The sequence below is a fragment of the Kribbella sp. HUAS MG21 genome (genome assembly GCF_040254265.1).
In the GTDB taxonomy this organism is placed as follows: Bacteria; Actinomycetota; Actinomycetes; order Propionibacteriales; family Kribbellaceae; genus Kribbella.
Genome location: NZ_CP158165.1, coordinates 7,527,069 through 7,551,362 on the forward strand (window position 1 = coordinate 7,527,069; position 24,294 = coordinate 7,551,362).

General features: G+C 69.5%; 18 protein-coding genes and 1 tRNA gene. 5 read left to right on the forward strand and 14 right to left on the reverse strand.

Features of this window, described 5'->3' with window-relative positions:
* Positions 1 to 9: 9 nt before the first annotated feature.
* A complete protein-coding gene (polA, locus tag ABN611_RS36380; RefSeq protein WP_350281731.1) occupies positions 10 to 2,724 on the reverse strand; it encodes a DNA polymerase I in 2,715 nt (904 codons plus the stop codon).
* A 104-nt stretch (positions 2,725 to 2,828) separates the two neighbouring features.
* Between polA and ABN611_RS36385 the strand changes: the two genes are divergently transcribed.
* Positions 2,829 to 3,218, forward strand: coding sequence for a hotdog fold thioesterase (locus tag ABN611_RS36385; protein ID WP_350281732.1), 390 nt, complete (start codon positions 2,829 to 2,831; stop codon positions 3,216 to 3,218).
* Here the strand turns inward: ABN611_RS36385 and ABN611_RS36390 are convergent.
* Positions 3,181 to 3,771 carry a GNAT family N-acetyltransferase gene (locus ABN611_RS36390; RefSeq protein WP_350276838.1) on the reverse strand — a complete coding sequence of 197 codons (591 nt, stop codon included), beginning with the start codon at positions 3,769 to 3,771 and terminating at the stop codon, positions 3,181 to 3,183. The two genes, ABN611_RS36385 and ABN611_RS36390, sit on opposite strands and share 38 nt — an antisense overlap.
* Positions 3,772 to 3,886: 115 nt before the next feature.
* On the opposite strand from ABN611_RS36390, the gene ABN611_RS36395 reads away from it, so the two are divergent.
* Positions 3,887 to 4,627, forward strand: a complete 741-nt coding sequence (locus tag ABN611_RS36395) for a DUF554 domain-containing protein (protein WP_350276839.1) — start codon at positions 3,887 to 3,889, stop codon at positions 4,625 to 4,627.
* A gap of 20 nt (positions 4,628 to 4,647) precedes the next feature.
* Here ABN611_RS36395 and ABN611_RS36400 read toward each other — a convergent pair whose 3' ends face one another.
* The 7 genes from ABN611_RS36400 to ABN611_RS36430 form a co-directional block, all read right to left on the reverse strand.
* Positions 4,648 to 5,364, reverse strand: a complete 717-nt coding sequence (locus ABN611_RS36400; protein ID WP_350276840.1) for an ABC transporter ATP-binding protein — start codon at positions 5,362 to 5,364, stop codon at positions 4,648 to 4,650.
* The gene (locus ABN611_RS36405; RefSeq protein WP_350276841.1) at positions 5,361 to 6,239 is read right to left on the reverse strand and encodes an ABC transporter ATP-binding protein; all 879 of its coding nucleotides are present in this window, start codon (positions 6,237 to 6,239) and stop codon (positions 5,361 to 5,363) included. The genes ABN611_RS36400 and ABN611_RS36405 overlap by 4 nt, the downstream gene beginning before the upstream one ends.
* Positions 6,236 to 7,951 (reverse strand): branched-chain amino acid ABC transporter permease, encoded by a 1,716-nt coding sequence (locus ABN611_RS36410; RefSeq protein ID WP_350276842.1) that lies wholly within the window; start codon positions 7,949 to 7,951, stop codon positions 6,236 to 6,238. The genes ABN611_RS36405 and ABN611_RS36410 overlap by 4 nt, the downstream gene beginning before the upstream one ends.
* Positions 7,948 to 9,264, reverse strand: coding sequence for a branched-chain amino acid ABC transporter permease (locus tag ABN611_RS36415; RefSeq protein WP_350276843.1), 1,317 nt, complete (start codon positions 9,262 to 9,264; stop codon positions 7,948 to 7,950). The genes ABN611_RS36410 and ABN611_RS36415 overlap by 4 nt, the downstream gene beginning before the upstream one ends.
* A gap of 83 nt (positions 9,265 to 9,347) precedes the next feature.
* The gene (locus tag ABN611_RS36420; protein ID WP_350276844.1) at positions 9,348 to 10,589 is read right to left on the reverse strand and encodes a branched-chain amino acid ABC transporter substrate-binding protein; all 1,242 of its coding nucleotides are present in this window, start codon (positions 10,587 to 10,589) and stop codon (positions 9,348 to 9,350) included.
* 320 nt (positions 10,590 to 10,909) lie between these two features.
* The gene (locus ABN611_RS36425; protein WP_238157023.1) at positions 10,910 to 11,440 is read right to left on the reverse strand and encodes a response regulator; all 531 of its coding nucleotides are present in this window, start codon (positions 11,438 to 11,440) and stop codon (positions 10,910 to 10,912) included.
* Positions 11,441 to 11,512: 72 nt separating this feature from the next.
* Complete coding sequence (locus ABN611_RS36430) at positions 11,513 to 12,247, reverse strand: transcriptional regulator (RefSeq protein WP_350276845.1); 735 nt, start codon at positions 12,245 to 12,247, stop codon at positions 11,513 to 11,515.
* A gap of 129 nt (positions 12,248 to 12,376) precedes the next feature.
* Between ABN611_RS36430 and ABN611_RS36435 the strand changes: the two genes are divergently transcribed.
* Both ABN611_RS36435 and ABN611_RS36440 read left to right on the forward strand, forming a co-directional pair.
* Positions 12,377 to 12,449 (forward strand) — tRNA-Leu (locus ABN611_RS36435).
* 36 nt (positions 12,450 to 12,485) lie between these two features.
* The gene (locus ABN611_RS36440) at positions 12,486 to 13,235 is read left to right on the forward strand and encodes a transcriptional regulator (RefSeq protein WP_350276846.1); all 750 of its coding nucleotides are present in this window, start codon (positions 12,486 to 12,488) and stop codon (positions 13,233 to 13,235) included.
* Positions 13,236 to 13,312: 77 nt separating this feature from the next.
* Here the strand turns inward: ABN611_RS36440 and pyk are convergent, their stop codons facing one another.
* From pyk to gltB, 4 genes are all read right to left on the reverse strand, one after another.
* Complete coding sequence (pyk, locus tag ABN611_RS36445) at positions 13,313 to 14,764, reverse strand: pyruvate kinase (protein WP_350276847.1); 1,452 nt, start codon at positions 14,762 to 14,764, stop codon at positions 13,313 to 13,315.
* Positions 14,765 to 14,863: 99 nt separating this feature from the next.
* Entirely contained in the window at positions 14,864 to 16,414 is a 1,551-nt protein-coding gene (locus ABN611_RS36450; protein WP_350276848.1) for a metallophosphoesterase family protein, read from the reverse strand.
* A gap of 76 nt (positions 16,415 to 16,490) precedes the next feature.
* Positions 16,491 to 17,957 carry a glutamate synthase subunit beta gene (locus tag ABN611_RS36455; RefSeq protein ID WP_350276849.1) on the reverse strand — a complete coding sequence of 489 codons (1,467 nt, stop codon included), beginning with the start codon at positions 17,955 to 17,957 and terminating at the stop codon, positions 16,491 to 16,493.
* Complete coding sequence (gene gltB, locus ABN611_RS36460) at positions 17,957 to 22,480, reverse strand: glutamate synthase large subunit (protein ID WP_350276850.1); 4,524 nt, start codon at positions 22,478 to 22,480, stop codon at positions 17,957 to 17,959. Before gltB ends, ABN611_RS36455 begins: the two co-directional genes overlap by 1 nt.
* A 239-nt stretch (positions 22,481 to 22,719) precedes the next feature.
* Between gltB and ABN611_RS36465 the strand changes: the two genes are divergently transcribed.
* Entirely contained in the window at positions 22,720 to 23,556 is an 837-nt protein-coding gene (locus ABN611_RS36465) for a phosphotransferase (protein ID WP_350276851.1), read from the forward strand.
* Here ABN611_RS36465 and ABN611_RS36470 read toward each other — a convergent pair.
* Positions 23,493 to 24,281 carry a hypothetical protein gene (locus tag ABN611_RS36470; protein ID WP_350276852.1) on the reverse strand — a complete coding sequence of 263 codons (789 nt, stop codon included), beginning with the start codon at positions 24,279 to 24,281 and terminating at the stop codon, positions 23,493 to 23,495. The two genes, ABN611_RS36465 and ABN611_RS36470, sit on opposite strands and share 64 nt — an antisense overlap.
* Positions 24,282 to 24,294 lie beyond the last annotated feature (13 nt).

Genomic DNA, 24,294 nt, shown 5'->3' on the forward strand with positions numbered 1-24,294 from the left:
GCGACCGGGTCAGTGGGCGGCTTCGTGCCAGGTGCGGCCGATGCCTACTGAGACGTCGAGGGGGACGGCCATCTCGACGGCGTGGCCCATGTCGTGGCGGACCAGTTGTTCGAGGGCTTCGCGTTCGCCGGGGGCGATCTCGAAGACGAGTTCGTCGTGGACCTGGAGGAGCATCCTGGACTTGAGGCCGGACTCGCGGAGCGAGTGGTCGACCTTGAGCATCGCCATCTTGATCACGTCGGCGGCCGAGCCCTGGATCGGGGCGTTCAGCGCCATCCGCTCGGCCATCTCGCGGCGCTGGCGGTTGTCGCTGGTCAGGTCCGGCAGGTAGCGCCGGCGGCCCAGGATGGTCTCGGTGTACCCGGTCTTGCCGGCGTCGATCACGATCGAGCGCAGGTAGTCCCGGACCCCGCCGAAGCCCTCGAAGTACTCGTCCATCAGGCCCTTGGCCTCGTCGACGCCGATCTTCAGCTGCTGGCTCAGCCCGTACGCCGACAGGCCGTAGGCGAGGCCGTAGTTCATCGCCTTGATCTTCGCGCGCTGCTCCTGGGTCACCGCGGACGGCTCGACCGAGAACACCCGCGACGCGGTCACCGAGTGGAAGTCCATCCCGGAGGTGAACGCGTCGATCAGGCCCTGGTCCTGCGACACGTGCGCCATGATCCGCATCTCGATCTGGCTGTAGTCGGCCGACATCAGCGACTCGTTGCCCTCGCCGACCACGAACGCCTGCCGGATCCGGCGGCCCTCCTCGGTCCGGATCGGGATGTTCTGCAGGTTGGGCTCGGTGGAGCTCAGCCGCCCGGTCGCCGCGATGGTCTGGTTGAACGTGGTGTGGATCCGGCCGTCGCGCGGGCTGATCGTCTTCAGCAGGCCCTCGACGGTCTGCCGCAGCCGGGTCGCGTCCCGGTGCGCCAGCAGGTACGCCAGGAACGGGTGCTCGGTCTTCTCGAACAGCGCCTGCAGCGAGTCCGCGTCCGTGGTGTAGCCGGTCTTCGTACGCTTGGTCTTCGGCATCTGCAGCTCGTCGAACAGCACCACCTGCAGCTGCTTCGGCGACCCGAGGTTGATCTCCTTGCCGATCACCTCGTACGCCGACGTCGCCGCCTCCCGGACGCCGGTGGCGAACCGGTCCTCGAGCTCCTCCAGGTACGGCCGGTCGACCGCGATGCCGTCGCGCTCCATGCCGGCGATCACGTGGATCAGCGGCAGCTCGACGTCGGCGAGCAGCGCCGTACCCGCCTGCTTCTCGAGCTCGGCGTCGAGGGTGTCGGCGAGGTCCGCGATCGCGCGGGCGCGGAGCATCGTGTGGTCCGCGGCCGGGCCGCCCTCGACGTCGTCGAAGCTGAGCTGGCCGTTGTCGGCCTCCTCGTTGCGCAGCTCGCGCTTGAGGTACCGCACGGTCAGGTCGGCCAAGTCGTAGGCGCGCTGGTCCGGGCGGACGAGGTACGCGCTCAGCTGGGTGTCCGAGCTGAGGCCGTTGAGCGTCCAGCCGCGCTCCAGGAAGCCCAGCAGCGGACCGTTCACGTCGTGCAGCGCCTTCGGCTGCTTCTCGTCGGCGAGCCACGCCTGCCAGGCCGCATCGTCGTCGGGCGTCATCACGGTCGGGTCGAACCAGGCCGCCGCGCCGGAGGTGGTCGCCAGCGCGAGACCGGTGATCTGGCCGGTGCCGCCGCCCCAGCTCCCCTGCACCGCGACGCCGACCCGCTCGCCGCCGCTCACGTGCTCCTTGAGCCACGCCGCGAGCTCCCCCGGCTTCAGCTGTACGCCGTCCAGCTCGAAACCGTGGTCGACGGTCGCGTCGACCTCCTCGTGCTCCGCGACCAGCCGCTCGCGCAGCACCCGGAACTCCAGGCTGTCGAACAGCGTGTGCACCTTGTCCCGGTCCCACGGCACCCGGACCAGGTCGTCGACGGACACGTCGAGGGTCAGGTCCCGGACCAGCTCGTTGATCTGCCGGTTCCGGATCACGTCGGCGAGGTGCTCGCGCAGCGACTCGCCGGCCTTGCCCTTGATCTCGTTGACCCGGTCGACCACGTCGTTCAGCGAGCCGAACTGGTTCAGCCACTTGGCCGCGGTCTTCGGCCCCACCCCGGGAACGCCGGGCAGGTTGTCGCTCGTCTCCCCCACCAGCGCGGCGAGATCCGGGTACAGCCGCGGGGTGACGCCGTACTTCTCCTCGATCGCGGCCGGGTCCATCCGGGCGATCTCGGACACGCCGCGCTTCGGGTACAGCACCGTGACGCTGTCGTTGACCAGCTGGAACGAGTCCCGGTCGCCGCTGCTGATCAGCACCTCGAAACCCTGCTCGAAGGCCTGCGTGGCGAGCGTCGCGATGATGTCGTCGGCCTCCCAGCCGTCGATCTCCGCGGTCGGGATCCGGAGCGCCTCCAGCACCTCCTTGACCAGCGAGATCTGGCCGCTGAACTCGTCCGGCGACTTCGAGCGGCCGGCCTTGTACTCCGCGTACTGCTCGGTGCGGAAGGTCTTGCGGGACACGTCGAACGCGACGCAGACGTGCGTGGGCTGCTCGTCGCGGAGCATGTTGATCAGCATCGAGGTGAAGCCGTACACCGCGTTGGTGTGCTGCCCGGTGGTGGTGGAGAAGTTCTCCACCGGGAGCGCGTAGAACGCCCGGTACGCCAGCGAGTGCCCGTCCAGCAGCAGGATCCGCGGCCGGGCGGCCGCGTCACCCGTGGACTGCGCCGTGGACTGCGGAGTCATCGTCGTCGTGTTCGTTTCTGGAGCCACACACCGACTCTAGTGGGTCCCACGGACAGTTCTGACACACTGCTTCCGTGACAGACGAATCGAACTTCGGACCGGGCATGAGCATGGAGGGCACCCTCCTGCAGACAATGGGAATCGTTGTCACCGAGGCCGCGCCGGACCGCGTGGTCGCCACGATGCCGGTCAAGGGCAACACCCAGCCGTACGGGCTGCTGCACGGCGGCGCGTCCTGCGTGCTGGCCGAGAGCCTCGGCTCGATCGGGTCCGCGCTGCACGCGGCGGCGTACGGGAAGGTCGCGGTCGGCGTGGACATCAACGCCACCCACCACCGCGCGGTCCGCGACGGGACGGTGACCGGGGTCGCGACGCCGATCTACCTCGGCCGGACGACCACGTCGTACGAGGTGGTCGTCACCGACGACCGGGACAAGCGGGTCTGCACCGCGCGGATCACTTGCCAGCTGATCCAGGCGCCACCCGGGAGCTGACCGCCCGGCGGGCGATCGCGGAGCGTCGCGAGGACAGCAGGGCCAGCAGGTTCGGCGCGTGCTCGGAGGCGAGCCGGCGACGCACCGTGTGCGTGTTCGCGAACCGCAGTACGCCGGCCTGCCCGAGACCGAGGCGGGCGAGGAAACGGTTCGCCTCGCGGGCGATCGCGGGCGCGACCACGGCCAGGTGCGCGCAGCTCTCGTGCTCGGCCCAGGTGACCGCCTCCGCGATCAGTGCCTTGCCCAGGCCGTGCCGGCGGGCCGTGTCGCTGACGTGCAGGTACTCGACCGTGACCGTGGCGTCGTCGTGCAGCGGGCTGACCGCGGTCCGCCGCAGGTACGCCATGCCGTGCACCTGACCGTCCAGCTCGACCACCAGCAGCCGGCCCGCCGGATCCGCCAGGTGTTTGCCGACAGCAACTTCCGCCGCGGTCTCCGACGGCGGCGCCGGCAGCCGGGACGGCAGCCCGGCGGAGGTGCTCAGCTCACGCCACAGCGCGACCAGGGCACCGGCGTCCCCCGGCTGGGCGTCCCTCACCTCGACGGCTGCCACCACAGCGACCTCCCGGTCCGGTCCACCCCCGAGGTGAACAGACGGGCCGATACGCTCGTCCTCGCGCAACAGTAGGCCCTCCGGGGGCACCTGCAAAGTCGAGTGGGAGACCAGTTTGTTCATCGGGATCGGGACGGTCGTGAACGTCGCGACGGTGCTCGTCGGTTCGGTACTCGGCGTACTCGTCGGCCACCGCCTCAGTCACCGGACCCGGGACCTGGTCACCGACGCGCTCGGGCTGGTCACGCTGCTGATCGCGATCAGTTCGGCACTCACGGTGGGCGACGACGTGCTCGGCGCCGCGGTCGGCGACAGCGCGCCGATCCTGATCGTGCTCGGCGCGATGCTGATCGGCGGGATCCTCGGTTCGGTACTGCGGATCGAGCAGCGGCTGGAGGACTTCGGCGGCTGGATGCAGCGCCGGTTCGACCGCGGCGAGGGACGCGGTACGTTCGTCGAGGGGTTCGTGTCCGCGTCGATGGTGTTCTGCGTCGGGCCGCTCACGTTTCTCGGCGCGCTGAACGACGGCCTCGGGCGCGGCCCCGACGAGCTGCTGCTGAAGGCGGTGCTGGACGGGTTCGCCTCGATCGCGTTCGCCGCGTCCTTCGGCTGGGGCGTCGCGGCGTCCGCGCTGGTCGTCCTCGTGATCCAGGGACTGATGACAGCTGTCGGCGCTGTACTGGGCGACGTACTGCCCGAGGCCCACGTTACTGCGCTCGGCGCCACCGGTGGCGTGATGCTGATCGGTGTGGCGCTGAGACTACTGAAACTCAAGCAGGTCGCCGTCGCGGACCTGCTGCCTGCTCTGATCGTCGCGCCGCTGCTGGTCCAGTTGCTCGTCGTGATCCGCAACTGAACCAGCAGCGACCCCTTGCGTCAGTCCTCGCCGAGGTAGGCCTTGCGGACCGAGTCGTTGACGAGCAGGTCCCGGCCGGTACCGGACAGCACGATCTTCCCGACCTCGAGCACGTAGCCGTAGTCGGCCCGCTTCAGCGCCGCCTGCGCGTTCTGCTCGACGAGCAGGATCGTCGTACCCTGCCGCTGCAGCTCGGTGACCGTGGACATGATCCGCTTCATCATGATCGGCGACAGCCCCATCGAGGGCTCGTCGAGCATCATCAGCTTCGGCCGGCACATCATCGCCCGGCCCATCGCCAGCATCTGCTGCTCACCGCCGGAGAACGTCCCGGCCGGCTGCTTGCGGCGCTCCCCGAGGATCGGGAACAGGTCGTACGCCGCCGCCAGATCGGCGCGCACGCCCCCGGGGTCCCGGCGCGAGAACGCGCCGAGCATCAGGTTCTCCTCGACCGAGAGCCGCGGGAAGATCCGCCGCCCCTCCGGCGAGTGCGCCAGGCCCCGGGTCACGATGTCGTGCGCCGGGACGTGGTCGATCCGCTCGCCCTGGAACCAGATCTCGCCGGCGTTCGGGCGGAGCAGGCCGGAGATCGTCTTCAGCGTGGTGGTCTTGCCGGCGCCGTTGGTGCCGATCAGCGACACCACCTGTCCCTGCTCCACGCTGAAGCTGATCTTCTTCACCGCAAGGATCTTGCCGTAGGCAACTTCGAGGTCCTTGACCTCGAGCATCGGGCTCATGGCCTGCCCTCCTCGTCGGAGACCGTGGTGTCCTGGACGTGGGCCTCGCGGACGTCGACGTCCTCCTCGTCCTCCTCGCCGGTGCCGATGTAGGCCTCGATCACCCGCGGGTCGGACTGCACCTCCTCCGGCGTGCCCTCGATCAGGGCCTGGCCCTGGACCAGGCAGAGCACCCGGTCGCAGAGGTTGAAGATGAACCGCATGTCGTGCTCGATCACCACGACCGACAGGCCGGAGTCCCGGATCTTGAAGATCAGGTCCATCGCCTGCCGGGTCTCCTGCGGGTTCATGCCGGCGGTCGGCTCGTCCAGCAGGATGAGCTTCGGGTCGGTGGCCAGCGCCCGCGCGATCTCGAGCCGGCGCTGGTCGCCGTACGGCATGTTCCGGGCCAGGTGCTCGGTCGACCGGCCGAGACCGACGAAGTCGAGCAGCTCCTGGGCCCGGGCCCGGGTGGCCGCCTCCTCGCGCCGGAACTTCGGCCCGTGCAGCACCGAGGTGAGCGCTCCCGCGCTGGTCCGGCAGTACCGCCCGACCATCACGTTCTCCAGCGCGGTCATGTTCGCGAACAGCCGGATGTTCTGGAACGTCCGCGCCATCCCGGCCCGGACCACGGCCCGCGGCTTGGGCGGCAACGGCGTACCGGAGAACCGGACCTGCCCGCCGGTCGGCTTGTACAGGCCGGTGAGGCAGTTGAAGAACGTCGTCTTGCCGGCGCCGTTCGGGCCGATCAGGCCGACGATCTCGCCCTCGCGGACGGTCAGGCTGACGTCGTTCACGGCCAGCAGGCCGCCGAACCGCATCGTCACGCCGGAGGCTTCCAGCACCGGGTCGCCCGCCGGCCGCGCGGCCGGGCGCCGGGTCTCGGTGACGGTCATTTCGCCTCCCCCACTGCCAGCCGTTCCTCTTCGACCTCGACGGCCAACTCCTCGTCCTCCTCGTGGAACTCGAGCTGCCGCCGCCTGCTCGCGACCAGGCCCTCGGGCCGGAACCGCATCATCAGCACCAGCAGCAGGCCGAACAGCAGCAGCCGGTACTCCTGGAAGAACCGCAGCTTCTCGGGCAGCAGCTTCAGGATCGTCGCCCCCAGCAGCACACCGGCGATGGTGCCCATACCGCCGAGCACGATCGCGGCGAGCAGGAACGCCGACTCCAGGAAGATGTACTGGTCCGGGCTGACCGCGCCGTCCTGATGGGCCTTGATGGTGCCCGCCAGGCCGGCCAGGAAGGCGCCGATCGCGAACGCGAGCAGCTTCAGCCCGAACACGTTCACGCCCATCGCCTCGGCGGCCTTCTCGTCCTCCCGGATCGCCACCCAGCCGCGACCGATCCGGCTGTTGTTCAGCCGGGCGAACGCCAGGATGACGCCGCCGATCAGCAACAGCAGCAGGAAGTAGTAGTTCGAGAACCGGGTCAGCTCGATCCCCGCGATCGTGTGCGACCCACCGAAGTTGAAGCCGAACACCTCCAGGTCCGGGATGCCCGGGATGCCGTTCGGGCCGTTGGTCAGGTTCGGGCCGTTGTTGCCGTCCAGGTTGAACATCGAGAACCGGAAGATCTCGCCGAAGCCGAGCGTCACGATGGCCAGGTAGTCACCCGAGACCCGCAGCGTCGGCGAACCGATGATCAGGCCCAGCACCGCCGCCACGCAGGCACCGACCAGGACGACCACCAGGAACGGCGGCTTCCAGTCGATGGTCGCGAACGCCGACGTCGACAGCGTCGCCGCGACGTACGCACCGGATCCCAGGAACGCGATGTACCCGAGGTCCAGCAGTCCGGCCAGGCCGACCACGATGTTCAGGCCCATCGCCGTCGCGCTGAACACCAGCACGGCGCCGGCGATCGACATGTTCGTGTCGTCGCCGTTCTGCGTGAACGGGAACAGGAACGCCGCCACGAACGCCGCCAGCGTCAGCACCCTGCGGTGCCGCTGCCCGGCGTGCCCGACGAACGTCATCGCGCCGGACCGGAACAGCCCGAACGCCGCGGTGGCCACGAACACCAGGCAGAGGATGAACGACCACGCGTCCGGCAGCCCGAGGGCGTACGCCGCCACGAACAGCAGCGCCGCCATCAACGCCGCGATCGAGGCGATCTCCATCCAGGCCGGGAGCCGCGCCTCGCTCATGTCCCGCAACTGCCGCAGCGGCAGCATCCAGGCGGAGACCGCGATCAGTACGGCGCCCGCGAGCGTCACGTACCCGCCCGGGTTGACGTTGATCAGGCCGTCGGACTCGACCGAGATCGCGATCAGCACCAGCACCATGTACAGCGTCAGGCCGGTCCCGAGGGCCCGCAGCCCGAGGGTCGCGTCCAGCCACGAGCCCAGCCTGACCAGCGGGCCCTTCTCCGCCAGCAACAGCACCAGCGACAGCAGCGCGACGATGATCGCCAGGATCTGCAGCCCGCCGGGGTAGAAGTTGATCGACAGGTCGTTGAGGATCCGGCCGTCGTAGCTCCAGGACAGGAACGAACCGACGATCACCAGCGCCACACCGGCCAGGCCGAGCGGCCAGGCGATCGGCTTGCCCGGCTCGGCCGCCGGAGTCTCCGCGGCCTCGTCGACCGGAGTCTGAATGTCGGTCATGCGCGGTCCACCACCCTCGCGCCCAGCAGGCCCTGCGGCCTGAACACCAGAACCAGGATCAGGATGACGAAGGCCCAGACGTCCTTCCAGGTACTACCGCCGAACTGACCCGGGATGTACTGCGTGGCCATCGCCTCGACGACCCCCAGCACCAGGCCGCCGACGACGGCGCCGTAGATGTTGCCGATACCGCCGAGCACCGCGGCGGTGAACGCCTTGAGGCCCGCCAGGAAGCCCATCCGGAACTCGATGTTCGTGTTCTGCAGGCCCTGCGAGACACCGGCGATCGCGGCCAGCACCGCACCGAGCACGAACGCGACCACGATGATCCGGTCGACGTTGATACCCATCAGCCGCGCGGTGTCCGGGTCCTGCGACACGGCCTGCATACCGCGGCCGAGGCGGGTCCGGTTGATGAAGAACCACAGCAGCCCGGCGCAGATCACGAGCGCCGCGACCGTGAAGATCGCGGACCGCTGGATCGTCACCCCGCCGACCTGCAGCGCGTTGCCGGTCACCACGTCGATCTGCGGGAACGGGATGCGCAGCTTCGCGCTCGGCCACTCCACGCTGGTGATCAGCTTCTTGAACAGCACCCAGCCGACCTCGGCGACCAGGGCCGCAGCGGCCGCGGTCGCGACGATCGCGGCCACGGGAACCTGCACCCGGGCGTTCCGTCGTACGGCGAGACCCGCGAGCCAGCCGATCGCCGCGCCGAGCAGCGCGCCGACCACGACCACACCGACGCCGAGCACCACGGTCACGTCCCGCTCGACCAGCCGGGCGACGATCCACAGCGCGACGGCACCGCCGGCGGCGCCGAGCAGCGGGCCGCGGTCGTACCACTTCGACACCGGGTGGTTCAGGTCGGTCTTCGCGACCGCACCGCCGACCAGGTAGCCGACGAACACGGCCAGGCCGGCGAACACCACGACCGTCCAGGCGGGCTCCTCGTAGAAGAGCCGGATGAACTCCTGCAGGAACACCGAGATGCCGATCGCCGTGATCAGCGGCGCGAGTCGTGGCGCGTTCCGCAGGGGACGATACGCGACACGCTCCATCAGCACCGCGGTGCCGACCGACGCGATCATGGCGCCGACGATCATGATCGGCAGGATCCACACACCGGTCTGACCGTCGAAGAACAACAAGTACGTTGTCAGCGCGCCGAACGCGCCGATCATGAACACCTCGCCGTGGGCGAAGTTGATGAGCTGCACGATGCCGTACACGACGGTGTATCCGACCGCGATCAGGGCGTACAGCGAGCCCAAGGTCAGCCCGTTGACGAGTTGCTGGAAGAACTGGTCCACGTCGACCTCCTATCTGCCTCGTTTTGACACGCCACGGGGGCGGGAGGATCGCTCCCACCCCCGAGACATGAGGTCGACTCTGCCTACTTGCTCTCGAAGTCCTTGGTCTCCACGGTGGCCCACTTGCCGGCGGCAACCTTGTAGACGGTGAGGACCTTGGAGGTCGTGTCGCCGTACTCGTCGAAGGCGACCTTGCCGGTCACACCGTCGAACGAAACCTTGCTCAGGGCATCGACCGTGGCGGCGCGCGCCGACTCGACGTCCTTGGCGTCCTTCAGCGAGGTCTTGAGCGCGTTGATGATCGCGTTCGCGGCGTCGTAGGAGTAGCCGCCGTACGCGGCGTACGGCTCCTTGTAGTTCTGCGCGTTGTAGTCCGCGACGAACTTCTTCGCCGACTCCAGCGAGTCCACCGGCGCGCCGACCGAGGTGGCCAGGTCGTTGTCGGCGGTCTTACCGGCCAGCGTGATGTACTTCGGGTCGAAGATGCCGTCGCCGCCCATCAGCGGGACGTTCAGGCCGGCGGCCTTCATCTGCTGCGACAGCGGACCGGCGTTCGGGTACTCACCGCCGTAGTACACCGCCTGCGGACCGGCCGGCTTCACCGCGGAGATCACGGCCTGGTAGTTCGAGTCGTCCGGGTTGATCGTCTGCGCCGACACGACCTGACCGCCGAGCTTCTTGAACTCCTCGGTGAAGGTGCCGACCAGGCCCTGGCCGTACGCCTTCTTGTCGTGGATCGTCGCGACCTTGGTGATCTTGGCGGTCTCGAACAGGTACCGCGCGGCGAACGGACCCTGGATCGCGTCCGTCGTGCAGGTCCGGAAGTACGTCTTGTACGGACGCTGCGGGTCGGTCTGCCACTTGGCGCCCTGGGTCAGGCCCGGGCCGGTGTTGGCCGGCGAGACCTGGACGATGTTCTTCGGCGCGAGCACCGGCTGCACCTGCTGGCTGACGCTCGTGTTGAGCGTGCCGACGACGCCGATGACGTCCTTGTCGCTGGCCAGCGCCGTGGCGGCGTTCTTGCCCGGCTCGGTCTTGCCCTCGTCGTCCTTGGCGTCCACCTCGAGCTTCCAGCCCGGGATCGCGTTGGAGTCGTTGGCCTGCTTCACGGCGAGTTCGACGGAGTGCTGGATACCCAGACCCAGGGCCGACAAGTCTCCGGACAGCGGCGCGATGACGCCGATCTTCGCGGTCTTGGTCGAGCCTCCGTCGCCCCCGCCAGAGCCGTCGCCACTGCGTGAGCCGCAGGCAGTCAGGGCCAGCGACGCAACGATCAGCGACGCGCCGACCCGTACTACGGAACGCTGTTGCACTGTTCCTCCCATGTCTGGATGGTCCCAGCGAATCCGGGACCCTCGCGCATTTGCCGCGAGCATCCGCAGGTTAGACCCAGCGATGGCCCCAAGCGAACAGCGCACAGGCTGTGTTGTGAGGTCGTTACCCCGGTAAGTATCGTCCCTCAACCTGATTACTGACCTAGCGGGTAGTGCGGTGACTCAGGGTCAGCGGGCGGCTTTGCTGCGTGAGAACGGTGGAAGGGTGCCGCCGGAACCGCCACGGTTCGTCACCAATCTCCGGGGAGGTTCGCGCACGGTTACGACACGCCGGGATGGCTCGCGGATCACGGCGGAAAGTGCTTGTCCGGTCAGGAATCGCCGGCCTCGTTGACCACCAGCTCGGCGACCTGGCGCATCGACACCCGCTTGTCCATCGCGGTCTTCTGGATCCAGCGGAACGAGTCCGGCTCCGACAGCCCGAACTTCGTCTGCAGGATCGACTTCGCCCGGTCGACCAGCTTGCGCGTCTCGAGCCGCTCCGCGAGGTCCGCGACCTCCCGCTCCAGCTCGGCGAGTTCGACGTACCGGGAGGCGGCGATCTCGATCGCGGGCAGCAGGTCGGCCTTCGAGAACGGCTTCACCAGGTACGCCATCGCGCCCGCGTCCCGGGCCCGCTCGACCAGCTCCCGCTGCGAGAACGCGGTCAGCATCAGCACCGGCGCGATCCGCTCCCCCGCGATCTTCTCCGCCGCACTCAACCCGTCCAGCTTCGGCATCTTCACGTCGAGAATCACCAGATCCGGCCGCTGCTCGATCGCCAGCCGAATCGCCTCCTCGCCGTCCCCCGCCTGCCCGACGACGTCATACCCCTCTTCCGCGAGCATCTCAGCCAGATCCATCCGAATCAGAGCCTCGTCCTCAGCGATCACCACACGCTTAGCAGTCACACCCGACACCTTATCGACCCCCACTCAGCTCTTCGGCCCGACAAACACATCGAGCGCCGCAACCGCCTCCTTCCGACTCACCGCGATCGCGTTCACCCGCGGCTGCCGCCAAGCGATCCCGAGCAGATCCAGCGTGTCCGTGAGTATCTTCCGGATGTCGTCGGACTCGTTGGAGAACATGTAACGCACGTAGTAGTACCGCTTCTCGCGCCCCGGCTTGCTCGCCCAGTTGACGACGCGGCAGCCGTCCGAGTGGAACAGCCCGCGGAGCAGTTGCTCTGGGTACTTGGCAACGATCTCCCGTTGCCAGTCGGCCAACTCGATTCTGCGCAGGTGCTTCCGCCCAGGGCCGTGCTGGGGGAACACACACGGCCAGTGCTTCCAGCGAGCCTCGACCCGGATCGCACCGCCCCCGCCACGCAAGCAAGGACTCGCCGTCGGCTTCACCCGCCTGATCGTTGCCGCGATCTCCTCGTTGAGTACGCCGTACCGCTCGTCGTTGACAATCTGCAGGGTGAACACGCCCCGCCGTGCCCGCGCGATCGATCCGTCCCCCAGATACCACCCCAGCAACAGCGCGTACGCCGCCTCGTCCAACTCGGCCCCGTCACACCGCGGACACGGCGTCCCCAGATAGCCCCTGCGACCGCCACGCGTCCGCCCCTCTTTCTGGTATCGACGCCGCCACGTCCGGATCGTTCGCAGCGCCACCCCGTGGATCTCCGCGTTGACACGATCAGGCACGCCGTCGTCGGACATCTGCAACGCCGACTCCACCGTCTCCCGCGATCTGAAGTGGGCCATGCCCGATACTTGCTCGGACCACCGACATTTTCTGATCGGGCGGCTGGATGGGCTACCATCGTCGGGCGCGGCTCGAGCGCATCAGCCCTGGTAGCCCAACGGCAGAGGCCATGCTCTCAAACAGCATCCAGTGTGGGTTCGAATCCCACCCAGGGCACAGAAACTTGTCGGCGGCGCCCGCGAAGCTTTCTTCATGTACGACGAGCGGATGCGGACGATTGCGCTTGCGGCGATGGGGGCCGGCGAGAGTCTGAACTCGGTCAGCAAGCGGCTCGGAATCAGTCGGGCCGCGCTTCGGGAGTGGCGGGATCGCGGGGAACGTCCCCTGCGGCCGAGCGAGTGCCCGCGGTGTGGGACCGGGACGCTCGATGCCCCGTCGTACGCGCAACTGCTGGGGTTGTATCTGGGCGATGGTTGTCTGTCGCGGCATCGGCGGGATGTCTATGCGCTGCGGATCGCGTGTGACGACGTCTATCCGCGGCTGATCGACGAGGCGGAGGGCGTCGTACGTGCGGTGCATCCGGGGCGGCCGGTGCATCGGGTGCGGGCGGTCGGATGTACGTCGGTTGTCTCGTACTGGAAGCACTGGCCGTGCTTGTTTCCGCAGCACGGGGCGGGTCCGAAGCACCGGCGTACGATCGCGCTCGCCGACTGGCAACGGGAGATCGTCGCCGCACATCCCGAGTTGTTCCTGCGCGGCCTGTTCAACTCCGACGGCTGCCGGGTCGCCAACTGGGCGACGCGCACCGTCGCCGGTCAACCGAAACGGTACGAATACCCCCGCTACATGTTCTCGAACGAGTCCGCCGACATCATGCGCCTCTGCCAGTGGGCGCTCGATCTCCTGGACATTCCCTGGCGCATGCCCCGTCCCAACGCCCTCTCCGTCGCCCGCCGCGATGCCGTCACCACCCTCGACACCTTCATCGGTCCCAAGTCCTGAGAACCGTTGAGGCGGGCGGCCTGTCCGGCCGCCCGCCTCGAGTCAGATCTTCTGTCGCCTGGTCCGCTGGTGCCCGGTTACGGGTTGGGGTTGCGGTAGGCGGGGGCTATGCCTTGGATGGCGTCGCCCATGCGGTGGACTCGGAGGGCGTTGGTGGAGCCGGGGATGCTGGGTGGGGAGCCGGCGACGATGACTACCAGGTCGCCCTTGTCGAGTTTGCCGAGTTCGAGGAGGCGCTGGTCGACCTGGCGGACCATCTCGTCGGTGTGGTCGACCGTCGGGACGATATGGGTCTCGATGCCCCAGACGACCGACAGCCAGGAGCTGACCGACGGGACGGGGGTGAAGGCGAGCACCGGGATCTCGGTGCGGTACCGCGCCAGGCGCAGGGCGGTGTCGCCGGACTGGGTGAAGGCGACCAGGTACTTCGCTTCCAGCCGCTCCGCGACGTCCGCGGCCGCGCGGGCGATCACGCCGCCCTTGGTGCGCGGCTCCCACTCGATCTCCTGGACCCGGCCGAGGCCGTGCTCCTCGGTGGACTCCACGATCCGCGCCATCGTCTTGACGGTCTCGATCGGGAACCGCCCGACGCTGGTCTCACCGGACAGCATCACCGCGTCGGCGCCGTCGAGCACCGCGTTCGCGACGTCGGAGGCCTCGGCGCGGGTCGGCCGCGGCGCGGAGATCATCGACTCCAGCATCTGGGTGGCGACGATCACCGGCTTCGCGTTCAGCCGGGCCTGGTCGATGATCAGCTTCTGGACCAGCGGGACCTCCTCGAGCGGGAGCTCCACGCCGAGGTCGCCGCGGGCCACCATGAACCCGTCGAACGCCTCGATGATCTCGTCCAGGTTGGCGACCGCCTGCGGCTTCTCGATCTTCGCGACGACCGGGATCCGCAGCCCTTCCTCGTCCATGATCTTGTGCACGAGCTGGATGTCGGCCGCGTCCCGGACGAACGACAGGGCGATCATGTCGGCCGGCAGGTGCAGCGCCCAGCGCAGGTCCTCGGCGTCCTTCTCGGACAGCGCGGGCACGCTGACCGCGACGCCCGGCAGGTTGATGCCCTTGTGGTTCGAGACCGGCCCGCCGACGGTGACCCGGCAGACCACGTCGGTCTCGGTGACCTCCTCGGCGACCAGCGCGATCCGCCCGTCGTCGATCAGCAGCTGGTCGCCCGGGTTCACGTCGCCGGGCAGCCCGTCGTACGTCGTACCGCAGATGGTCTGGTCGCCGGGCACCTCCCGGGTGGTGATCGTGAAGCGCTCGCCGTAGGTCAGCGTTGCCTTGCCCTCGGCGAACTCGGCCAGCCGGATCTTCGGGCCCTGCAGGTCGACCAGGATGCCGACGTTGCTGCCGGTCTCCGCCGCCGCGGTCCGGATCCGCTGGTAGATGCGCTCATGCTCGGCATGGGCGCCGTGGCTCAGGTTGAGCCTGGCGACGTCCATCCCTGCTTGGACGAGTTCAGTGATGCGCTCCGGGGCGGCCGTAGCCGGGCCGAGCGTACAAACGATCTTTGCGCGACGCACGTCACAAAACCCTACTCCTGCAAACCACTGGGTCCGCTGGTCCGCCCCCGTTACTGGACAGTTAACACTGGACGACGATCGGCGGCGGCGCCTGAATCGTCAAGAACCAAGGGGTGTGTACGGCACCACCGTCACCGCGCCGCTCGGCTGCGCGGTGACCGCCTGCAGCCCGATCGGGAGCCCGTCGCGATAGGTGATCAGCGTGACCTCGCCCGGCTTCCGCAACGTGTACCCGAGGGCGAACGCGTACGCCGCTCCCCCCGTCGTCCCGTTCGTGTACGTCGTGACCGCACGGCCGGCGACCACCCGGTGCTCGGGGCCGACCTGGCGGTGCAGGTGCCCGGACAGCAGCAGCGTCGCGCACCCGCGCGCGGCGGTGTCCGCGAACGACGACGGGTCGTGCACCAGCATCGTCGAGATCCGCTTGTCGTCGGGCTGCCGGCAGGCGATGTCGGCGAGCCGCTCCGACTGCTCCTCGATGGTCTCCTCCCCCGGGCTGTCCGCGCTGCCGAGCCCGGTCCGCGTCGGGTCGCTGTCGCCGAGGAACCGGATCCCCTCGACCTCGACCGGCTTGCTGTCGAGCACCGTGAACCCGGACTTGCGCATCACGTCCTCGACGTGCCCGCCGGCGTCGTGGTTGCCGGCCACCGCGACCACCTTGAAGTCCTTGAAGTGCTGGCGCAGCGAGTTGATGCTGAACGACTCCCAGCTCTGCCCGGACGAGGTGTCGTCGCCGGCGTCGATCAGCACCTTGGCGCCGCCGGCCTTGGCGACCTCGGCCGCGAAGGCGTCGATCCCGATGTTGTCGTGCCGGTCGGACACCAGCAGCGCCACGGTCTCGTCCTCACCCGGCTGATGGATCTGGGTCGCGACCTCGCCGACGCCCTCCTTGAGCCGGCCGTACAGCTCGGTGGACTTGCGGTACGTCTCCACCAGTGTCCGGATCACCCCGACACCGCCGGTGGTGGAGAAACCGGACGCGACCTCGACGTTCTTCAGCCGCTCGTCGAAGGACAGCTCCGGCAGCAGCTTGGACAGCGGCTGCCACTGCGTCGGCGGTACTTCGGCCGGCCGCATCCGTCCCGGTCCGTAGATCGACGCGATCGTGATCAGCATCGCGACCAGGACGACGATCGACCGGTGCTCGAACCGGCGCTCGTGCCGGTGCACCATGTGCCACAACTCGCGCCGCCGCCGGGCTCCCAGCGCCGTCCACAGCGTCGCGACCACGACGACCACCAGCAGGCCCGTCCCGGCGCCGGCCACCGCGTTGTCGACGGCCATCTGCTGGATGACCTGCCGGATCCGCCCGATCTCACCGTCGGGCTGGGACGCGATCAGCGCGTCCCGGGTGAGCAGCTCGGTGAGGTTGTCGGCGTCGGTCTCCTGGACGTCGATGTTGACGCCGATCCCCGCCGGGGTGTCGGCCGGGATCCGCAGCCGCGGCAGGACAGCGCCGAGGTCGAGGGTCGCGTGCCCGTCGAACGTCGGTGACACGGTCGCGGCGTGCGCGCCGATCGTGACCCGCTCGGAGTCGTTCGCGAACCCGAACAGGCCCACCAGGACAGAGGTCACCACGAACAGCGCGCTGAGCCCGGCCCACGGCGCGATCGCCCGGAGCCGAGCCCTGGTCACCAGCCGCCTAACCACGCTCCCAACCTACCGAGGAGGTCCACCTCGGGCACTCACCGCGCGTCGCGTGGCGGGTGCCCGAGGGTCGGGACCGTCAGACCGCCAGCGGGCGGGCGGTGGGCGGGATGGGCGTGGGCAGCGTGGACGAGCCCGTCAAGAAGCTGTCCACGCCGTTCGCGCAGGACCGGCCCTCGGCGATCGCCCAGACGATCAGCGACTGGCCGCGGCCGGCGTCACCGCAGGCGAACACGCCGTCGACGGACGTGCGGTAGTTGTTGTCCCGCTGCACGTTGCCGCGCTCGTCGAGCTCGACGCCGAGCTGCTCGAGGAAGCCCTCGCGCTCCGGGCCGAGGAAGCCCATCGCGAGCAGCACCAGCTGCGCCGGGATGGTCCGCTCCGAGCCCTCGACCGGGGTGAACTTCCCGTCCTTGAACTCGACCTCGACCAGGTTCAGCCCCGCGACGTTGCCGTCGGCATCGGCCTCGAAGTTGACCGTGGAGACGGCGTACACCCGGTCGCCGCCCTCCTCGTGCGCGGACGCGACCCTGTACGTCATCGGGTACGTCGGCCACGGCTGGTGGCCCGGGCGCTCGTCGGACGGGCGCGGCATGATCTCCAGCTGGGTGACGGAGCGCGCGCCCTGGCGGTGCGCCGTACCGAGGCAGTCCGCGCCGGTGTCGCCGCCGCCGATGATCACCACGTCCTTGCCAGTGGCAACGATCTGGTCCGCGACGCTCTGGCCGAGCGCCACCCGGTTGGCCTGCGGCAGGTACTCCATCGCCTGGTGGATGCCGCCGTACTCCCGGCCGGGCACCGGCAGGTCGCGGGCGGCCGTGGCGCCGGTCGCGATGACGACGGCGTCGTACCGCTGCTTGAGCTGAGTGCCGGTGACGTCCACGCCGACGTTGACGCCGGAGCGGAAGACCGTGCCCTCCTCCTTCATCTGCTGGATCCGGCGGTCGACCTGGATCTTCTCCATCTTGAACTCGGGGATGCCGTACCGCAGCAGGCCGCCCGGAGCGTCGGCGCGCTCGTAGACCGCGACCGTGTGGCCGGCGCGGGTCAGCTGCTGCGCGGCGGCCAGGCCGGCCGGGCCGGAGCCGACGACGGCGATCGTCTTGCCGGTCAGCCACTCGGGCGGCTGCGGCTGGACGTCACCGGTCTCCCAGGCCTTGTCGATGATCGCGACCTCGACGTTCTTGATCGTCACCGGGTCCTGGTTGATGCCGAGCACGCACGCGGTCTCGCACGGCGCCGGGCACAGCCGCCCGGTGAACTCCGGGAAGTTGTTGGTCGCGTGCAGTCGCTCGATCGCGCTCGACCAGTCGTCGCGCCAGACCAGGTCGTTCCACTCCGGGATCAGGTTGCCCAGCGGGCAGCCGTTGTGGCAGAACGGGATGCCGCAGTCCATGCAGCGCCCGGCCTGCTTCCCGATGATCGGCAGCAGCGCCTTGCCCGGCCCGCCGGGGTAGACCTCTTTCCAGTCCTGAACCCGCTCGCCGACCGGCCGCCGCTCGGCGACCTCCCGCCCGGTGGTCAGGAATCCCTTGGGGTCAGCCATCAGATGGCCTCCATCATCGCTCGCGTGGTGGCGTCCTCGTCCAGGCCGTCGCGCTCGGCGGCCGCCTTGGCCGCCAGCACCCGGGCGTAGTCGCGGGGCATCACCGTGGTGAACCGGGCAGCGGCGGCGGGCCAGTCGGCGAGCAGCTTGGCCGCCCGTTCCGAGCCGGTCTCCTCGTGGTGCCGCCGGACCAGGTCCTGCAACAGTCCGGTCTCCTCCTCGTCGGCCGGCCGCAGATCGACCAGCTCCGGGTTGACGAGGGCGGGGTCCAGGTCGAGCACGTGGGCCACGCCGCCCGACATGCCCGCCGCGAAGTTCCGGCCGACGGCGCCGAGTACGACGACGCGCCCACCGGTCATGTACTCGCAGGCGTGGTCGCCGACCGCTTCGACGACCGCGGTGGCGCCGGAGTTCCGGACGCAGAACCGCTGGCCCGCACCGCCGCTGATGAACAGCTCGCCGGACGTCGCGCCGTACGCGATCACGTTGCCGGCGATGATCTGGTCGGCGGCGTCGAACCGCGCCCGCCGGTCGGGCCGGATCACGACCCGGCCGCCGGACAGGCCCTTGCCGACGTAGTCGTTGGCGTCACCCTCGAGCCGGAGGGTGACCCCGCGCGGTACGAAGGCGGCGAACGAGTTCCCGGCCGACCCGGTGAAGGTCAGGTCGATGGTGCCGTCGGGCAGCCCGGCCGCGCGGTACTTCTTGGTGATCTCGTGGCCGAGCATGGTGCCGACGGTCCGGTTGACGTTGCGGATCGGGACCTGCGCGCGGACCGGCTCGCCGTTCTCCAGCGCCGGTTGGCAGATCCGGATCAGCTCGTTGTCGAGGGCCTTGTCGAGGCCGTGGTTCTGCTCGACGGTGCGGTGCCGCGACGCGCCCTCGGGCAGCGCCGGGACGTGCAGGATCGGCGACAGGTCGAGGCCGTCGGCCTTCCAGTGGTCGACCGCGCGCCGGATGTCCAGCACCTCGGCGTGCCCGATCGCCTCGTCCAGCGTGCGGAAGCCGAGCTGCGCCAGGTACTCGCGGACCTCCTCGGCGATGAACTCGAAGAAGTTCACCACGAACTCGGGCTTGCCGGAGTACCGCTCGCGGAGCACCGGGTTCTGGGTGGCGACGCCGACCGGGCAGGTGTCCAGGTGGCAGACGCGCATCATGATGCAGCCCGACACCACCAGCGGAGCGGTCGCGAAACCGTACTCCTCCGCGCCGAGCAGCGCCGCGACGATCACGTCCCGGCCGGTCTTCAGCTGGCCGTCGGTCTGGACGACGATCCGGTCCCGCAACCCGTTCAGCAGCAGGGTCTGCTGGGTCTCGGCGAGGCCGAGCTCCCACGGTCCGCCCGCGTGCTTCAGCGAGGTCAGCGGCGCCGCGCCGGTGCCGCCGTCGTGACCGGAGATCAGTACGACGTCCGCGTGCGCCTTGGAGACACCGGCGGCGATCGTGCCGACGCCGACCTCGGAGACCAGCTTCACGTGGATCCGCGCCTGCGGATTCGCGTTCTTCAGGTCGTGGATCAGCTGCGCCAGGTCCTCGATCGAGTAGATGTCGTGGTGCGGCGGCGGCGAGATCAGGCCGACGCCCGGCGTCGAGTGCCGGGTGCTGGCGACCCACGGGTACACCTTCGGGCCGGGGAGCTGCCCGCCCTCGCCGGGCTTCGCGCCCTGCGCCATCTTGATCTGGATGTCGTCGGAGTTCGTCAGGTACTCCGCGGTGACGCCGAACCGGCCGGACGCGACCTGCTTGATCGAGCTCCGCCGGGCCGGGTCGTAGAGCCGCTCGGCGTCCTCGCCGCCCTCACCGGTGTTCGACTTGCCGCCGAGCTGGTTCATCGCGATCGCCAGCGTGGTGTGCGCCTCGGCGCTGATCGAGCCGTAGCTCATCGCGCCGGTGGAGAACCGCTTGACGATCTCGCTGACCGGCTCCACCTCCTCGATCGGGATCGGCTGCCGGTCGCTGCTGAACCCGAACAGGCCGCGCAGCGTCATCAGCCGCTCGGACTGCTCGTCGACGCGGGACGTGTACTGCTTGAAGATGTCGTACCGCCCGGTCCGGGTGCTGTGCTGCAGCCGGAACACCGTCTCCGGGTCGAACAGGTGCGGCTCGCCCTCGCGGCGCCACTGGTACTCGCCGCCGATCTCGAGCTTGCGGTGCGCCGGCAGGATGCCGTCGGCCGGGTAGGCCCGCAGGTGCCGGCGCCGGACCTCCTCGGCGATCGTGTCGAGGCCGACGCCGCCGAGCTTGGACGCCGTACCGGTGAAGTACTTGTCGACCAGGTCGGGGGCCAGGCCGGTGGCCTCGAAGATCTGGGCACCCGTGTACGACGCCACGGTCGAGACGCCCATCTTCGACATCACCTTGAGGACGCCCTTGCCGAGCGACTTCACCACGTTGCGGATCGCCTGCTCGGGCTCCACACCCGGCAGGTAGGTGCCCTGGCGGCACAGGTCCTCGACGGACTCCAGCGCCAGGTACGGGTTGATCGCCGCGGCGCCGTACCCCATCAGGAGCGCGACGTGGTGCACCTCGCGGACGTCACCCGCCTCGATCACCAGGCCGACCTGGGTCCGGGTCTTCTCGCGGACCAGGTGGTGGTGGACGGCCGACGTCAGCAGCAGCGACGGGATCGGGGCCTTCTCGGCGTTCGAGTGCCGGTCGGACAGCACCAGGATGCGGGCGCCGTCCTGGATCGCGGCACTCGCCTCGGCGCACAGCTCGTCGAGCCGCGCCTTCAGCGCCTCGCCGCCGCCCTCCACGTCGTACACGCCGCGCAGCACCGTGGTGGCCAGGCCGGGCATGTCGCCGTCGAGGTTGATGTGCCGGAGCTTGGCCAGCTCGTCGTTGGTGATCACCGGGAACGGGATCACCACCTGGCGGCAGGACGCCGGGCTCGGGCTCAGCAGGTTCGACTCCGGGCCGAGGCTGGACGACAGCGAGGTCACCAGCTCCTCGCGGATCGCGTCCAGCGGCGGGTTCGTGACCTGGGCGAACAGCTGCGCGAAGTAGTCGAACAGCAGCCGCGGCCGGTCGCTCAGCACCGCGATCGGGGTGTCGGTGCCCATCGAGCCGATCGGCTCCGCGCCCGACTTCGCCATCGGCGTGAGGATGACCCGCAGCTCCTCCTCGGTGTACCCGAAGACCTGCTGGCGCCGGGTCACGGACGCGTGGCTGTGGACGACGTGCTCGCGCTCGTGCAGGTCCTCGAAGCGGATCAGGCCGGCGTGCAGCCATTCGTCGTACGGGTGCTCGTTGGCGAGCGCGTTCTTCACCTCGGCGTCGGTGATGATCCGGTGCGCGTCGACGTCGACCAGGAAGATCCGGCCGGGCTCGAGCCGGCCCTTCTCGGTCACCGTGGCCGGGTCGATGTCCAGGACGCCGGCCTCGGACGCCAGGACGACGAGGCCGTCCTCGGTCACCCAGTACCGCGAGGGGCGCAGGCCGTTGCGGTCCAGCACCGCGCCGACCTTGGTGCCGTCCGAGAAGACCACCGACGCCGGGCCGTCCCACGGCTCCATCAGCGTCGAGTGGAACTCGTAGAACGCGCGCCGCTTCGGGTCCATCGTGGTGGCGTTCTCCCACGCCTCCGGGATCATCATCAGCATCGCGTGCGGCAGCGAGCGGCCGCCGAGGTGCAGGAGCTCGAGCACCTCGTCGAAGGACGCGGAGTCGGACGCTCCCGGCGTACAGATCGGGTAGAGCTGCTCGAGGTCGCCGGGGATCAGGTCGCTGGCGAGCAGCGCCTCGCGGGCGCGCATCCAGTTCCGGTTGCCCTGGACGGTGTTGATCTCGCCGTTGTGGGCGATGTACCGGTACGGGTGCGCGAGCGGCCAGGACGGGAACGTGTTCGTCGAGAACCGGCTGTGCACGACGCCGATCGCGGACGCGAGGTCCGGGTCGGTCAGCTCCGGGAAGAACTTGTCCAGCTGGTCGGTGGTGAGCATCCCCTTGTAGGTGATGGTGCGGCCGGACAGCGACGGGAAGTACGTCGCGGTCTCCTTCTCGGCGCGCTTGCGCAGCCGGAACGCCATCCGCTCCAGCGCCAGGCCGAGCACGCGGCCCGTCTGCGCGGTCACGAACAGCTGCTTGAACGTCGGCATCACCGAGCGTGCGGTCGCGCCGAGCAGTTCGGGGGTGGTCGGGACGTCCCGCCAGCCGACGACCGTCAGCTGCTCCTCGGCCGCGAGCTCCTCGATCCGCGCGACCGCCTTCGCGGCGTCGTCGGCGTCGGCCGGGAGGAACGCGATGCCCGTCGCGTAGCTGTGCGGCGCGGGCAGCTCGAACGCGCACACCTTGCGGTAGAACGCGTCGGGCACCTGGATCAGGATGCCGGCGCCGTCACCGGAGTCCGGCTCGGCACCGGACGCGCCACGGTGCTCGAGGTTCCGCAGGGCGGTCAAGGCCTTCGCCACGATGTCGTGGCTGGGTTCACCGGTCAGGGTCGCGACGAAGGCGACACCACAAGCGTCATGCTCATGCTGTCCGTCGTAGAGACCCTCGCTCGGGAATGGGGGGACACCAAACATTCAGGAGCTCCCGTCGTCCTACGGTCAACACAACTGGCCGCGGGACAACACTGGCCCAAGCCGGGAGTCCCGAGACTACCTCATGACGCCCGCCAGATGGACTTCTTGTCCACCGCGAAACGCCTTGATGACGCTGTGTAAGCAAGCGCTCACTCGGTCCTCCATCTTCCCAGCCGGACGCGCCCGCAACCACCCAGGTCACAGGAAATTCACTTGCTGAGACTGATAGGCCGGATCACGTGACCTGGCAGCCCTCCCCCGATTGGCAACCGCTCACCACCGGCACCGGACAGGCCACCGGCGGCGTCTGGCGGACACCCGACGGGCAGGTCGTGAAGCGGCTGGTTCCCGGGGTGACCGATCCGCGGCACCACGGCTTCTGGGAACGCCAGGCGCTGGTGGCCGAGTCCGGCATCGTCGCCGGTACGGCGGGACTTCGCGCGCCGGCCTGCCTGGGCGTCGAGCGGGATGCGGACGGCATCACGCTGCGGATGGCCGACGTACCGCCCGCGGAGTGGCATCCGGAGGGTCTGGCCGCGGCTCTGGGGCGGTTTGCGGGCTGTTCTGTGGCTGAGCCTGCCTGGGGTGCGCGCGACGTACTGCGGGACCGTCTGAGGACCGTGGAGCGCCGCGGCGGCTGGGCTCCGTTGACCCGCGCGGGGCTCGCGTCGGCGGCGGTTGAGGAGCTGTGGGCGCGGCGGGCGTCGGCGCTGGCCGTCCTCGACGGGCTGCCTCGGGTGCCGACGCATGGCGACGCGCACCCGGTGAACCTGCTGGGGCGCTCCGGCGACGATGTGGTCGCGATCGACTGGGAGCAGTTCGGGCTCGGACCGGCCGGGTTCGACCTCGGCTACCTGCTGCTCGCCACCGACCTACCGCTGGACGACCTGCTCGCCGCGTACGACGGTCGTACGGCGGACGTGGGTGCTGTCCGGTGTGGGGCGACGTTGGTTGCGGCGTACACCGGGGTCTCGCGGGCCGCGTGGGCGATCGAGCGGCCCGGCGCTGAGGATCACCTGGAGCGGTTGGCCAGGTTGTCGGCAGTGGTGGACGAGGCGGTGAGCCACGCGTCGTAGAAGGCGCGGTAGTTCGGGAAGCGGGTTGTGGTGGCTTCGATCAGGACCTGGTGGAGTTCGGGCGGCGGGTCCGGGAGCAGGACCAGGGCGGTGCGGGCCATCACGTAGGCCGTCGTACGGGTGTCGACGGGGGCGCCCAGGACGTGTTCCTCGGGTGCCATGAAGCGGCTCGAGCCGAACATCCGGCCCATCGTGTTGCGGTACGGGCCGCGGTGGTAGGTGTCGAGGTCCATCACGGTCAGCCGGCGGGCGGTGAAGTCGTACAGCAGCGCGCCGTCGTAGAAGTCGCCCTCGACCCAGCCGGCCGCGTCGAGCGCGACGTGCAGGTCGTACAGCGCGTCGAGTGCGGCCAGGATCTCCGCGGTCGGCAGCGCCTGGAAACGCTCGCGGACCGCCGGTTCGTGCAGGAGCTCGCCGTCGCGCCACTCGTAGACGAGGACCGGTCCGGCCGGCGACTCGAGTACGGCGTGCAACTCGGGCACCACCGGGTGCGGGACCGAGCGCGCGAGTTCGGCCGCCGTACGGAGCAGGTCGACGCGGCCGGCGAAGTCCAGGTACGGGCGGGTGTCCGCGGGGTCGCCGGCGGACTTGACGAAGTACCGCGCGGCGCCGGTCCGGACGCCGTACGAGACGTTGCCGGAGTCCTGGGTGCCGAAGCGGGTGAAGATGGTGCCTAGCTGGTCGAGGTACGTCGCGGGCGGGACGTCGATCGCAGCGGGGAACATCCCGCCGACCTTA

What these genes read in the sequence shown, in the direction of transcription:
- polA (WP_350281731.1), bottom strand. Translation starts at nt 2,724, where the DNA reads ATGACTCCGCAGTCCACGGCGCAGTCCACGGGTGACGCGGCCGCCCGG.
- ABN611_RS36385 (WP_350281732.1), top strand. Translation starts at nt 2,829, where the DNA reads ATGAGCATGGAGGGCACCCTCCTGCAGACAATGGGAATCGTTGTCACC.
- ABN611_RS36400 (WP_350276840.1), bottom strand. Translation starts at nt 5,364, where the DNA reads ATGAGCCCGATGCTCGAGGTCAAGGACCTCGAAGTTGCCTACGGCAAG.
- ABN611_RS36405 (WP_350276841.1), bottom strand. Translation starts at nt 6,239, where the DNA reads ATGACCGTCACCGAGACCCGGCGCCCGGCCGCGCGGCCGGCGGGCGAC.
- ABN611_RS36410 (WP_350276842.1), bottom strand. Translation starts at nt 7,951, where the DNA reads ATGACCGACATTCAGACTCCGGTCGACGAGGCCGCGGAGACTCCGGCG.
- ABN611_RS36420 (WP_350276844.1), bottom strand. Translation starts at nt 10,589, where the DNA reads ATGGGAGGAACAGTGCAACAGCGTTCCGTAGTACGGGTCGGCGCGTCG.
- ABN611_RS36425 (WP_238157023.1), bottom strand. Translation starts at nt 11,440, where the DNA reads ATGGATCTGGCTGAGATGCTCGCGGAAGAGGGGTATGACGTCGTCGGG.
- ABN611_RS36430 (WP_350276845.1), bottom strand. Translation starts at nt 12,247, where the DNA reads ATGTCCGACGACGGCGTGCCTGATCGTGTCAACGCGGAGATCCACGGG.
- ABN611_RS36440 (WP_350276846.1), top strand. Translation starts at nt 12,486, where the DNA reads ATGTACGACGAGCGGATGCGGACGATTGCGCTTGCGGCGATGGGGGCC.
- ABN611_RS36455 (WP_350276849.1), bottom strand. Translation starts at nt 17,957, where the DNA reads ATGGCTGACCCCAAGGGATTCCTGACCACCGGGCGGGAGGTCGCCGAG.
- gltB (WP_350276850.1), bottom strand. Translation starts at nt 22,480, where the DNA reads ATGTTTGGTGTCCCCCCATTCCCGAGCGAGGGTCTCTACGACGGACAG.
- ABN611_RS36470 (WP_350276852.1), bottom strand. Translation starts at nt 24,281, where the DNA reads ATGTTCCCCGCTGCGATCGACGTCCCGCCCGCGACGTACCTCGACCAG.